The organism is Winogradskyella thalassocola (assembly GCF_900099995.1).
Taxonomy (GTDB): domain Bacteria; phylum Bacteroidota; class Bacteroidia; order Flavobacteriales; family Flavobacteriaceae; genus Winogradskyella; species Winogradskyella thalassocola.
Window position 1 is genome coordinate 127,441 of record NZ_FNCZ01000009.1, and the last position, 12,036, is coordinate 139,476.

General features: G+C 33.7%; 12 protein-coding genes. 7 read left to right on the plus strand and 5 right to left on the minus strand.

Annotated elements, in window-relative coordinates; genetic code table 11:
- The first annotated feature begins 10 nt into the window (after positions 1 to 10).
- From BLT80_RS16975 to BLT80_RS17005, 7 genes are all read left to right on the plus strand, one after another.
- Complete coding sequence (locus tag BLT80_RS16975) at positions 11 to 541, plus strand: GNAT family N-acetyltransferase (RefSeq protein ID WP_092470187.1); 531 nt, start codon at positions 11 to 13, stop codon at positions 539 to 541.
- Between the two features lie 17 nt (positions 542 to 558).
- Positions 559 to 909, plus strand: coding sequence for a GIY-YIG nuclease family protein (locus tag BLT80_RS16980; RefSeq protein WP_092470189.1), 351 nt, complete (start codon positions 559 to 561; stop codon positions 907 to 909).
- 139 nt (positions 910 to 1,048) lie between these two features.
- The gene (locus BLT80_RS16985; RefSeq protein WP_092470191.1) at positions 1,049 to 1,525 is read left to right on the plus strand and encodes a TlpA family protein disulfide reductase; all 477 of its coding nucleotides are present in this window, start codon (positions 1,049 to 1,051) and stop codon (positions 1,523 to 1,525) included.
- A 7-nt stretch (positions 1,526 to 1,532) separates the two neighbouring features.
- Entirely contained in the window at positions 1,533 to 2,303 is a 771-nt protein-coding gene (locus BLT80_RS16990) for a thioredoxin family protein (protein ID WP_092470193.1), read from the plus strand.
- A gap of 146 nt (positions 2,304 to 2,449) precedes the next feature.
- A complete protein-coding gene (locus BLT80_RS16995; protein ID WP_092470195.1) occupies positions 2,450 to 3,313 on the plus strand; it encodes a helix-turn-helix domain-containing protein in 864 nt (287 codons plus the stop codon).
- A 301-nt stretch (positions 3,314 to 3,614) separates the two neighbouring features.
- Positions 3,615 to 4,475, plus strand: a complete 861-nt coding sequence (locus BLT80_RS17000) for an SDR family oxidoreductase (RefSeq protein ID WP_092470197.1) — start codon at positions 3,615 to 3,617, stop codon at positions 4,473 to 4,475.
- Between the two features lie 11 nt (positions 4,476 to 4,486).
- Positions 4,487 to 5,215, plus strand: coding sequence for a siderophore-interacting protein (locus BLT80_RS17005; protein ID WP_092470199.1), 729 nt, complete (start codon positions 4,487 to 4,489; stop codon positions 5,213 to 5,215).
- A 117-nt stretch (positions 5,216 to 5,332) separates the two neighbouring features.
- Here the strand turns inward: BLT80_RS17005 and guaB are convergent, their stop codons facing one another.
- The 5 genes from guaB to BLT80_RS17030 form a co-directional block, all read right to left on the minus strand.
- Positions 5,333 to 6,805: an IMP dehydrogenase gene (gene guaB, locus BLT80_RS17010; RefSeq protein WP_092470200.1), complete on the minus strand. Its 1,473-nt coding sequence runs from the start codon at positions 6,803 to 6,805 to the stop codon at positions 5,333 to 5,335.
- A 97-nt stretch (positions 6,806 to 6,902) separates the two neighbouring features.
- Positions 6,903 to 9,101: a PepSY domain-containing protein gene (locus BLT80_RS17015; RefSeq protein WP_092470202.1), complete on the minus strand. Its 2,199-nt coding sequence runs from the start codon at positions 9,099 to 9,101 to the stop codon at positions 6,903 to 6,905.
- Positions 9,102 to 9,111: 10 nt separating this feature from the next.
- On the minus strand, positions 9,112 to 9,597 hold the full coding sequence (locus tag BLT80_RS17020; protein WP_092470203.1) for a DUF2271 domain-containing protein: 486 nt from the start codon (positions 9,595 to 9,597) through the stop codon (positions 9,112 to 9,114).
- A gap of 13 nt (positions 9,598 to 9,610) precedes the next feature.
- Positions 9,611 to 11,092, minus strand: a complete 1,482-nt coding sequence (locus BLT80_RS17025) for an ankyrin repeat domain-containing protein (protein WP_092470206.1) — start codon at positions 11,090 to 11,092, stop codon at positions 9,611 to 9,613.
- Positions 11,093 to 11,118: 26 nt separating this feature from the next.
- On the minus strand, positions 11,119 to 12,021 hold the full coding sequence (locus tag BLT80_RS17030) for a DUF6607 family protein (protein WP_092470208.1): 903 nt from the start codon (positions 12,019 to 12,021) through the stop codon (positions 11,119 to 11,121).
- Positions 12,022 to 12,036 lie beyond the last annotated feature (15 nt).

Here is a 12,036-nt window from a genome sequence, read left to right on the forward strand (position 1 = left end):
CCAAACATTTGTGTCTATCTATAAACAATTTCAAACTCCTAGGTTACTTATCAAGCCCATTGATACTGATGACGCTGCATTTATCTTAGAGTTAATGAACACACCAAAATGGATTGAAAATATCGGCAATAGAAACGTAAAAACAGTTAAAGATGCTAAAGATTATATCATCGAAAAAGCCTTTCCACAGTTAAAAAAATATGGCTACGGTAATTACGTTGCTATTAGAACCTCAGATAATACAAGACTCGGTACTTGTGGTTTATATCATAGAGAAGACAGAGAAGATCCTGATATTGGTTTTGCTTTCCTACCTGCTTATATAGGCAAAGGTTATGCTTTTGAAGCGGCGAATCAATTACTAATTGCTGCCAAAGAAGATTACTGTTTAACCGAATTGAGTGGTTATACACTTGAAACTAATTTAGCTTCTAGAAAACTATTGGAACGTTTAGGTTTTAGTTTAAAGGGTATTGGCAAACTACCAAATAATGAAGAAGAGTTACTTCACTATTATCGCGCATTGAGCGATGACAAATAGAGTCTATACATTTAAAAATGGCAAAAACGCTTTACACCATATATGTTATAGAATTATCGAAACGTGTGTTTACGGAAAACACGAAGTTCAGAAATGCCAATCCGCAATTTAATGGCGTTTTAGAATGTTTGTATGTTGGTATGACCAGCAAAACTCCAAAAGAACGATTTCTTCAACACAAAACAGGACATCGAAATAAAAAAGGCCATAAAATATCTGCGAATATTGTCGAGAAATACGGCACCTATTTACGTCCTAGTCTTTTTAATCATATCGATCCATTTTTCACTAGAGCTGAAGCTTTAAAAGCAGAAGAACAAATAGCCTTAGAATTGCGACGCGAAGGTTATGCTGTTTGGTTTAATTAATAAAAAAAATCACTTTTAAATTAAACCTTTTATCATTGATGGAGTCTAACCAAAAATAATTGAATACATCATTTTGAAGTTATTAAAGTTAAAGCTCCTAAAATCATCACTATATCTCGTTTTAGCACTCAGCCTTCTTATGAGTTGCAACAACACTAAATCAGGTAAAACATTAAATTCTAACACGACTACGAATCTTAATCAAGACATTCCTGTTTACGATTTCAATCAATTTGAACCCTTAATTTATACGGAATCCGATAAAACCTATCTCATTAATTTTTGGGCAATGTGGTGTGCGCCTTGCGTCAAAGAATTACCATACATTGAGCAATTTGCAGCAAAACATCCTGATGTTGAAGTCATTTTGGTAAGCTTAGATTTCCCAAAAGATATTGAAACAAAGCTTAAGCCTTTTTTAAAGGAAAAAAATATAAGTTCTAAAGTCGTGTTATTAGATGATCCGGATTCTAATACTTGGATAGACAAAATAGATCCTAATTGGTCTGGAGCCATTCCATTTACCATTATGTTCAACAAAGATGAACGCTTATTTTATGAACGTTCATTCGAGAATTTAGAAGACATAGAAAACCAAATACATAAACTTAATTAAAACAAACATGAAAAGAATTAGTGTCCTAATTGCCATTATTGGCTTATCAGCAAGTGTACTTGTATCTTGTAAAAACGAAGGAAATACAACAGGAGAACGTTCTGCTGAAAATCAACATAAAGATCATAAAGGAGAACATCCTCCTCATGACGGAGACCGAAAAGGACCACCGCACGGAGGCGATAGAAAAGGACCACCTAAAGGAGGTGGTAGTCCAGAACAAACTAAAACTTTAGAAGAAATTGGTGGTTACAACATTGGTGATGTTGCTACTGATTTTAATCTTAAGAACGTAGATGGTTCAATGGTTTCTTTAGCTAGTATTGAAAATGCAAAAGGTTATATCGTCACATTTACCTGTAACGAATGTCCATTTTCAGTATTATATGAAGACCGTTTAATTGCATTAAACAATGAATATGCGCCGAAAGGATATCCTGTAATTGCTATTAACCCTAACAGTCCTGAAAACGAAAAAGAAGGTTACGCAGCAATGCAAAAACGTTCAGAAGACAAAGGATTTACATTTCCTTACTTAGTAGACGAAGGTCAAAAAATATATCCTCAATATGGTGCGGTAAGAACACCTCACGTTTTCTTATTAGATGCAGAACGTAAAGTACAATATATAGGTACTATAGATGATAATGCAAAATCACCTGAAGATGTAAAAGTCAACTTTGTTAAAGACGCTATTGAAGCTTTGGAAAAAGGAGAAAAACCAAGTCCAAATTTCACAAAAGCTATAGGCTGTCCGGTAAAAGCTAGTAAAGCTTAAGGGTACACTTAAATAATAGTTATAAAGCAGCACCTTCTTGATGCTGCTTTTTTTATAATACTAATTGAAGATTGACTTTTCCATACATTTCAGCATAATCCATATTAATTGTTATTTTTATTCAAAATATATAAATCAATTCATCATTGAATCATTTCCCAAATGTAGCTTTTAAAAGTAGCGAAGGAGCTACGGATATTGAATGTATTTCATTAGACGAATTATTCTCACGAATTAAAAAAGATCCCAATCACAATCCACATCAGCCACACCGAATTTCCTTTTTCGCCTTATTGATTGTAACAGAAGGTAAAGGTGAACATCAAATCGATTTAAAAACTTACAACATCCAAAAAGGCTCTGTACTTAAAATTGCAAAAGGGCAGGTACATGCTTTTCAAGATCATTTTCAATACGATGGGTATCTTGTCGTATTTACAGAAGATTTTATTTTAAAATATTTCTCAAAATCTTCGGTCGAATTTATTTCGCATTTATACAACTATCATATTTCAGATCCATTAGTTGAAAACAGCACTTTAACCGACTTTTTTTTAGAACGGATAACTGAAGAGATTCAAAGCAAATACACTTACGCTCAAAAGGAAATAATTGCTAAAATATTAGAGCTATTTTTATTGAAATTAGAGCGCGAAGCTCATAAAGTCTCAAATGAAACGTTCAATAAAAAACACCAAAGTCTCTTTATGACTTTCAAGGATTTGGTAGAAGAACATTATATAAAAACACGGAACGTCAAAGATTACGCACAACTGCTAAACATATCAACAAAACATCTCAACACCATAGTTAGAGCAAGTACCCTAAATACTGCCAAACATTTTATTGATAACTACGTGATTCTAGAAATTAAGCGCGACATTTTTAGTAGCACTATAAGTCTTAAAGAAGTGGCTTTTCAAAATGGATTTGATGAAGTCACCAATTTCTCTAAGTTTTTCAAAAAACACACAGGCCTTTCTCCTAAGGAATTCAAAACCTCATTTTAGCCTATAGGTTTCAGATTTACCATTTTTAATAACGGATTTACCTTTTACAATCTTAGTAATATGAAGACCTTTGCTATAAAACATATTATGAGCGACGTCGCAAAATGCCCTACTTGTGGGAGCTATTCTAAGATAAAGGTAAAAGAAGGAGAAACTACATATTAAGCAGTTCAGGATGAAGAAGCTTTTAAAAAAATCCATCAATTAAAAAAGGCTATGGATAAATTTAAAATGAAAGCCGATCAACTTGAAAAAGAGTTAGAAGAATTAAAATCGAAACATTCATAAACAAACACATATTATGAAAATTGCAGTAACATCAGCAGGCGGACATTTAGGATCTGCCATTGTAAAAGCACTTTTAAAAGCCACTAAAAAAGAAAATGTCATAGCCATAGCTCGAACCACAAAAAAGGCAGAACACTTAGGTGTAGAAGTTAGAAAAGGTGATTACAACAGCCGTGAAGATTTCAACGCCGCTTTAAAAGGTATAGACATCGTATTGTTAGTTTCTGGTATGGATGATCCACAGAAAAGAATACAACAACACCGCAATGTTATTGAAGCAGCCAAACAAAACGGCGTTCAAAAAATAGTATATACGAGTATTGTTGGTGCTGAAGAAAACAATGCTTTTAGTCCTGTAGTACAAAGTAATCGTCAGACGGAAGAAGACATCCGTAACTCCGGTTTACAATGGGTTATTGGTAGAAACGGCATTTATATTGAACCCGATTTAGAGTATATAGATACCTACATAAAAGACGGTGAGATAAGAAATTCCGCAGACCAAGGAAAATGTACGTATACGAGTCGTGAAGAATTAGGATTTGCCTATGCTAAAATGTTATTAGAGGAAAAGCATAATGGCAATACCTATAATTTAGTCGGTGAAGCGATTTCTCAAAAGCAACTTGCAGACTTTATTAATCAGGTTTACGGTACAAAACTAGTTTATAATACGCTTTCTGTAGCAGCTTATAAAGCGGATAGAATAGCTGAGCTTGGTGAGTTTCTAGGAACTATCATAGCAGGAATTTACGAAGGCATTAAAAATGGTGCCAATGATGTGCATTCTGATTATGAAAAAGCTGCTGGTAGACCACATAAATCGGCTTTAAGGCTAATAGAGGCTTACCATCAAAATCACGTTCAAAACTAAATTTAAGACCATTGAGCATTTTAGAAAATATATTAAAAACTGTAGTCTTAGAGGAAGCTACTATTATAGAAAAGGTTACACTTTCTAAGAGTGCTTTTAGAATTCGTCTGCAAGGAGACAGTATTCGTAAAGCTACGTTTACACCTGGTGCTTTCTTAAGAATGGCTTTAGGTATAGGCAAAGAAGAACTGTCTATGAAAGACAAAATAAGAAGCTACAGCGTTTGGGATATTGACAAAGAAAAAGGCACATTAGATTTAGCAATTGCTACTCATAGTAATGGTGTAGGCTCTCAATGGGCAAAAGATTGTAAAGAAGGTGATACCATTTATTACAAATGGAAGAAAGGTAATTTTACTGCAGACGATTCAGCGGATAGCTATATTATGATAGGAGACCGTTCTGCCCTGTCTCATTTATACATGATTAACCGCAATATTGGCAAGGATAAGCAAATAGTTAGTGTCATCTATAATTCTGATAAAAGTGAATTATTTCCGGATATTGATGGACGCTTTCCTTTTAACTTTCATGAATTACCTGAAAACCCTTACCATGAAATTATTGTTCAATTAAAAGAAATAATCCCTACTCTAAAGGACAAAACGATAGCTTATATTGCTGGTGATAGCAGAACATGTATTGCTATAAATCATTTTTTCAGGAAGGAATTGCATTGGGACACCAAACGAATAAAAACTAAACCTTTCTGGAACCCTGAAAAAAAAGGACTAGAATAATTGCTGATAAAAAGAAATTTAAAACAACCCCTAGATTATTATAGTAACAAAAGAACAGCATCCTAAAAGATGCTGTTTTTGTTTTTTATATAGATTACTGCTTTCACAGGAATTTAATTATCTTGAATAATTAGGTGACTCATTAGTAATCGTTACATCATGAGGATGACTTTCATTAATCCCAGAACTTGTGATTTTTACAAAACGTCCGGTTTCTTTTAAAGTGGCAATGTCTTTTGCACCACAATAGCCCATTCCTGCTCTAAGTCCACCAATAAACTGATGAATACTTTCTACCAACTCACCTTTATATGGCACACGACCAACAATACCTTCTGGTACTAATTTTTTAATATCATCTTCAACATCTTGGAAATAACGATCCTTACTTCCTTGTTTCATGGCTTCCACAGAACCCATGCCTCGGTACGATTTAAATTTTCGACCTTCGTATATAATCGTATCTCCAGGACTTTCTTTAGTTCCTGCTAAAAGCGAACCTAGCATTACCGTATCTGCACCAGCCGCAATCGCTTTAGGAATATCACCTGTATAACGAATTCCACCATCTGCAATCACAGGAACACCTGAACCTTTAATAGCTGCAGCGACTTCTAAAACCGCAGAGAACTGAGGAAAACCAACTCCTGCTACTACTCTAGTTGTACAAATTGATCCGGGACCAATTCCTACTTTTACTGCATCTGCACCAGCTTCTACCAAATATTTTGCTGCTTCACCTGTAGCGATGTTACCAACAATAACGTCCAATTTTGGAAACTTCTTTTTAATCTCTTTTAAAACTAAAACCACACCTTTGGTATGACCATGAGCAGTATCAATAATTACCGCATCAACACCGGCATTTACTAATGCAGAAACACGTTCTACAGCATCTGCAGTAACACCAATAGCCGCTGCAACACGCAATCTTCCGTAAGAATCTTTATTTGCATTTGGCTTTTGCGTCACCTTAGTGATATCTCTAAACGTAATTAGACCTTTTAGTTTATAATTATCATCAACAATTAATAATTTTTCAATTTTGTTTTGTTGAAGAATTTTTTCAGCATCTTTTAAAGAGGTTCCAACAGCTGCAGTGACTAAATTTTCTTTAGTCATAACGTCAACGATGGCTTTTTTGCTTTCGTGCTCAAAACGTAAATCTCTGTTGGTAACGATCCCTTTTAAGATTCCGTTGTCATCAACGATAGGAATTCCACCAATACCATGTTCGGCCATATTAGATTTGGCATCAAAAACAGTAGCGGTTAATGGTAAGGTCACAGGATCGATAATCATACCGCTTTCTGCACGCTTTACTTTTCGTACTTTATCAGCTTGCTGCTCAATCGTCATGTTTTTGTGCAACACGCCAATTCCACCTTCTTGCGCCATGGCAATCGCCATTTTACTTTCGGTAACCGTATCCATAGCTGCGGAAATCACAGGAATGTTAATGGTTATATTTCGTGTAAATTTAGTTTGAATATTGACTTCGCGAGGAAGAACTTCTGAAAATGCTGGAACTAAGAGTACGTCATCGTAAGTAAGACCTTCTCCAACAATTTTATTTTCGTGTGCTGTCATGGCAATTAAAATTTAATTGCACGCAAAAGTACAATTAATATTGACAAATTATAACATATTGAAAGGCTATTTGCAACACTTAACAATCTATTAATAATCAATAACAATCCATTTTAAGCTGATCGTTGTTTTCAAAAGCACTTAACGGTTTGTCTAAGTGTGTTGTAGTGATGGTATGCAACACTTCTAAAACGCGATTTTGCATAGCCACAGAACCACAAATCATTATGACTCCATTAGCATTCAAAACACCACTCAACAAGTCTTGATGCTCTAAAATTAAATCTTGAACGTAAATTTTATCTTTCTGCTCTTGTGAATACGCAATATGAAAACTAGATAAGGTCTTTTTACTAAACGCAGAATCTATAATATTTTCATAAATACTTAGAGAATCTTGTGTACGTCCTCCCCAAAATAAGTGGGTTTTTATTTTACTTTGATTATCATTAATCATTCCCAAAAACGGAGCAATTCCTGTACCGTTGGCTATCATTACCACGTCTTTTACATCCGTTGGAAAATGAAAATCTAGGTTTCGTTTGACTTGTGCTTTAACAATCTCGTTTACTTTTAAGTTGTTGAAATAATTAGAGCAGACCCCAAATTCGTGTTTTTTAATACTTAAAATAATGTCATTTTCTATTTTACCAATGGAATATTGGCGTTCAATAAAATCCGCTTCCGGATATAAAGACAATAAATCACCAGACTCAAATTTCACTTTTTTATTAGGTCGTAATTGTACCAAAAACGAATCGTCATTATTAGGTTCTGATTTATTAATAACCTTAAACTCCTTTAATTTTTTTAAATTGACTTGAGGTTTTTGAAACTTGATTTTTAAATCGTGATTAGTGCGCTCATTCCATTGCTTAATCCACGTTTTATAAGCCTCAAAGGATTGGTTATTAATTTTGAAAAGCGGAAGGTGTTCCACAAAATGATCTTGCATTTGAAACATCTCATCGACTTCAATGGCATATTTACAATAGTCAGGATACATAAGCGATCCAAAACCAACAACTGCATACTTCATCGTTTGCTTCTGATGCGTTTTTTGAAATAACTTTTCGAAATTTGAAGCACTTGTTGGAGCTTCACCTTCTCCGTAAGTTGATACAAAAACGATGACATGTTTAGCCTTTTTATATTCTGAATACGCGTTTAAAGCTGTAATAAAAACCGAATGACCTTCTGCGATTAAAGCGTCATAAAATAGCTTGGCAGAATTAAAAGTGTTTCCAGTTTCTGAACCTACTAAAATGATGTAGTCTGCCTCATTTTTTTTGAATTTATTCTTAATTTTCGAGGTTTCTTTTCGTCGTTTTAACGTCATGGCAAAACCAGAATACATAAAGAATAAAATGGCCAAACTCGCTAATAACAACATTATTGACCATAAAATAGTCCCTTGACCTGTATGCAAAATTAAGCTCCAATTAGATGCCAATGCTACAAACGATGTGTTTTGGTTGCTGACGATAGCTCCTGTATATTGATTGACTAAAATTTCCTTATCAGATAATTTAACGGTGAAATAATCTTCAATATCATCAGAAAATGGAAATTCTACATAGCTTACATCTTCAAGTTTTATATCTTGAAATGTTTGAAACTCTATGATGTCTAATTTGTGTTCAACGTCATCTTGCTCAGGATAATTATGTGAGATTTTCGAATCAGGAAGTAAATCAAATTTTTCAAGTGATAGAAACACACCTGAAAGCGTAATAATCACAATAGGAATCAAGGTATATCGACCAATAACGACATGGTAATACTGATCAAAATTTTCTCTAACCACTTTAGAAAAGAAACGTTTGATACCACCTTGACGTTTTAATATTAATTGAATTCCTGTTACTGAAATCAGAAATAACAAAAAGGACACCACACCTATGAAAACACGACCTGTTGTTTTTAAAAATAGCGAACGGTGAAGGTTGGTTGCGAATTCATAAATTGGTGCTTTCTTTATAATATCACCTAATTTTTCGCCGGTAATAGGATTGATATAAAAGGTTTCACTGTCCCCTTCTTTCGTAATGACTGATGCACTTACAAAATCGTTATTATCAATTTCGAGTGTAAAGACTTCATCATATTCTTGTTGCAACACACTTAAGGTTTCAGCAAGAGAAATCTCGTTCGTCCCAGAAACAGCATACGGTTGCAACTGATTTGTAATGGGTTCAAACGCCAAAATAGCACCTGTTACCGATGCTATTAAAATGAACAAAGAAGATATGACAGCCAAAACTAAATGACTGTATCTCCAAATGGAAATGGTCATAGTGTCTGTTTTATTGAGGCATCATTCGGATGTAACGGATAAAACCTTGGCCTTCTACTTTAGACTTAATAGTTTCTGAGGTTAACTCAAATTCCACATCACTTTCGTAATAGTCTTGATCTTCAACAGCGGTTTCAAATCTTAATTTATAACCTTTATCTAGTTTGTCGTTATCAATTTCAATAACATTAATAGTACGTTCTCCTCCACTCACTGTGGCTCCTGTAATAGCATCAATATCGTTACGTTTTTTGCCGTAAAAATCCCACCAAGACTCTACTGTATTATACCATTCGTCGTCGTCGCCAATGACATTTAAAGTTTCTACATAGTCGCCTTCAGGATTCAATAATGAAATAACAATATAGGCACCTTCACCTGTATAGTTGGTCATTTGAATCATGCATTTGTACTTTGTAGATTCTACTGGATTAGTAAATGATACTAAACTAAATATTACGACACATAATAATGCTATTGTACGTATGTTCTTCATATTCAAAATTATATTATTTTAAAAATTCAATTGAGATATTACCCTTTTTTAGCAACTCATTTTCTTGTGCTAAATCATAAGCAGATTCTTCAAAATCTGTAACGATATCTTTCTTTGCTCCATTTTCTATAAGAAACTTAAGAACAGAATCATCGTTAGCTTTTAATGCAGCCAAATGTAAAGCTGTATTTCCTTCACTGTTTTTTGCATTGATATCTTGATTCATTTTTAATGCCAATTTTAATAAATCAAGGCTATTTTTTTCAGCTGCTAAATGAAACCAAGTATTTCCATTTTTTTGCACTTTAGTTAAGTCGACCTTATTAGCTGCTAATAATTCCATTTTTTCAGAAAACGCTTCTTTATCTCTCGTTGAATAAGAATCAATTAAATAATAAACTAAATTGTTTCCTTCATTATCTACAATAGTAGTTTTAGAGCCTTTCTTAATTAAGAATTCTACAACATCTGATGTATTTCCACCTACAGCTAAAGTTAAAGCGGATTGGTCTTTCGTGTTGGTGTCATTATAGCTTTTTATATTATCAGCTAAAAGTTTAACGACCTCTAAGTTATTGCTTGAAGCTGCATGCATTAAGGCATTATTTCCTTTAGAATCTTTAGTACTCACCTCTAAGCCTTTATCTAGTAAAAATTTAATTACATCTAAATCTTTACTTCTAGCTGCCAAAATATGTAGTGCCGACACACCTTCTTTATTAGTTACATTTGGATTTAAACCCACACGTTCTAAATATTTATAAACCTCAATGCCATTAGATGTCCCTCTTGCTCCATTTGCTGCAAATATGAAAGCTTCATCAGTGCCTTTGATTCCTTTTTTTAATAAAGCATTTAATGATTCAATCTCACCTTTTTTGGTAACGTAATTAAAAATACCATTACCATCACTGTCAACACTATTAATATCTAAACCTTTAGACTGGAAGTATGATACTAATTTAAAATCTGGATCATTTGGCGCTGCTATTAATAAAGCGTTTGCTCCATCTGTATTTAAATCTTTCTGAAGGTCTGCTCCATATTTAATAACAAGATCATATACCTTAGTATTTTGTTGACCAGAACCAGCAGCAAAATTGATTATAGAATTCCCTTTATCGTCTGTTATATTAGTTTTTGCCCCATTTTCTAATAGGTATTGCACTAATTCAGCATTGCCTTTATAAGCTGCCCAAAACGCATAGGTTCTACCATCGTGTGTTAATTTATTGACGTCATTTCCTTTTTGAGAAATCATGTAAATAACGGTCTTTAAGGGTGCATCTTGCAACGTAGCGTAAACGACTCCATCAAAATTATTACCATTGGCTTCAGCAGGATTGTTACCTTCAATTATTTTCTGTTTTACAGTTTCTACCGTTGGTTGGGTTCCCCAAAACTCACGATCTAAAAAGATATTTTCATTCTGTGCGAAAGTAGATAAAGACAAGGCCACAAAAAGGATGACTAGTATCGATTTAATTGTTTTCATATATATAATGGTTTATTTTTAATTTTCTATTTTACAAAAGATTCTATAATACTATTAATGTCTTTTTCTGCTGTGATGTCATCATCTAATAAGTATTTAAACAATACTTTATTATCCACTTTTTCCTCAAGGGTTAAATCTTTATTTCTGTTGTAAACAGCTTCCCATTTTGTTCTTACTAAAGCCCATTTATCTTGTTGTGCTTTCCACCAGTCTATTGAAGCTTGGCATCTACTATCATCTACTTTTTTATACGTATTAAATCCTTTTTCTTTTGCAATAATAACATCTTCTTTTCCAGTTTCTCGTAACACTTTATCATTATCTTGATCGTGAACCCAACCATAGTTAGTAATCTCGTGACGGTTACCTCTAAATGTAATATTGTAATCGCTACGTTTGGTGTATTCACGTCTCGGTAATGGCGCTGTTGTTGTGTTTTCCCAGTAATTCTTACCATCTACATGAACCCAAGTACCAGAACCTTCATACCGTGGACTATCATCTACCTGAAACACCTTCTGCGTCCACTGTCCTTTTACAGCATCCTTAGATTTTTTTTCAAAGGTCCAATTATTATCGCCATTATACATATAAAAGTCTTGGTTTTGAAATAACCAATCTTGTCTCCAGTGTTTTACAATATGTGGACTATCAGTTCGCCCAACTTGTAATAAATGTTGAATTGAAATTTTATCATCTTCATCTTCTATAGCAAAAGCGTACTCTAAACCTTTATCAACTTTGGTTTCTGAAGGTCTGTAAATCGAATCATTACTATAGTTGAAGGTCTCCGTAAAATTGAACGTTACTTCAAAACAACCACACATATCTTTAATGGCTTCCTGATCTAGAGTCTTCTTTTTTTGTGCGTTACTACTTAAAGTAAATGCTAATACAATGGCTAAAACTGGTATTACTTTTTTCATATTTAAAAGATAAAT

Coding starts and splice junctions, on each gene's coding strand:
- BLT80_RS16980 (WP_092470189.1), top strand. CDS start 559: ATGGCAAAAACGCTTTACACCATATATGTTATAGAATTATCGAAACGT.
- BLT80_RS16985 (WP_092470191.1), top strand. CDS start 1,049: ATGAGTTGCAACAACACTAAATCAGGTAAAACATTAAATTCTAACACG.
- BLT80_RS16990 (WP_092470193.1), top strand. CDS start 1,533: ATGAAAAGAATTAGTGTCCTAATTGCCATTATTGGCTTATCAGCAAGT.
- BLT80_RS17000 (WP_092470197.1), top strand. CDS start 3,615: ATGAAAATTGCAGTAACATCAGCAGGCGGACATTTAGGATCTGCCATT.
- guaB (WP_092470200.1), bottom strand. CDS start 6,805: ATGACAGCACACGAAAATAAAATTGTTGGAGAAGGTCTTACTTACGAT.
- BLT80_RS17015 (WP_092470202.1), bottom strand. CDS start 9,101: ATGACCATTTCCATTTGGAGATACAGTCATTTAGTTTTGGCTGTCATA.
- BLT80_RS17020 (WP_092470203.1), bottom strand. CDS start 9,597: ATGAAGAACATACGTACAATAGCATTATTATGTGTCGTAATATTTAGT.
- BLT80_RS17025 (WP_092470206.1), bottom strand. CDS start 11,092: ATGAAAACAATTAAATCGATACTAGTCATCCTTTTTGTGGCCTTGTCT.
- BLT80_RS17030 (WP_092470208.1), bottom strand. CDS start 12,021: ATGAAAAAAGTAATACCAGTTTTAGCCATTGTATTAGCATTTACTTTA.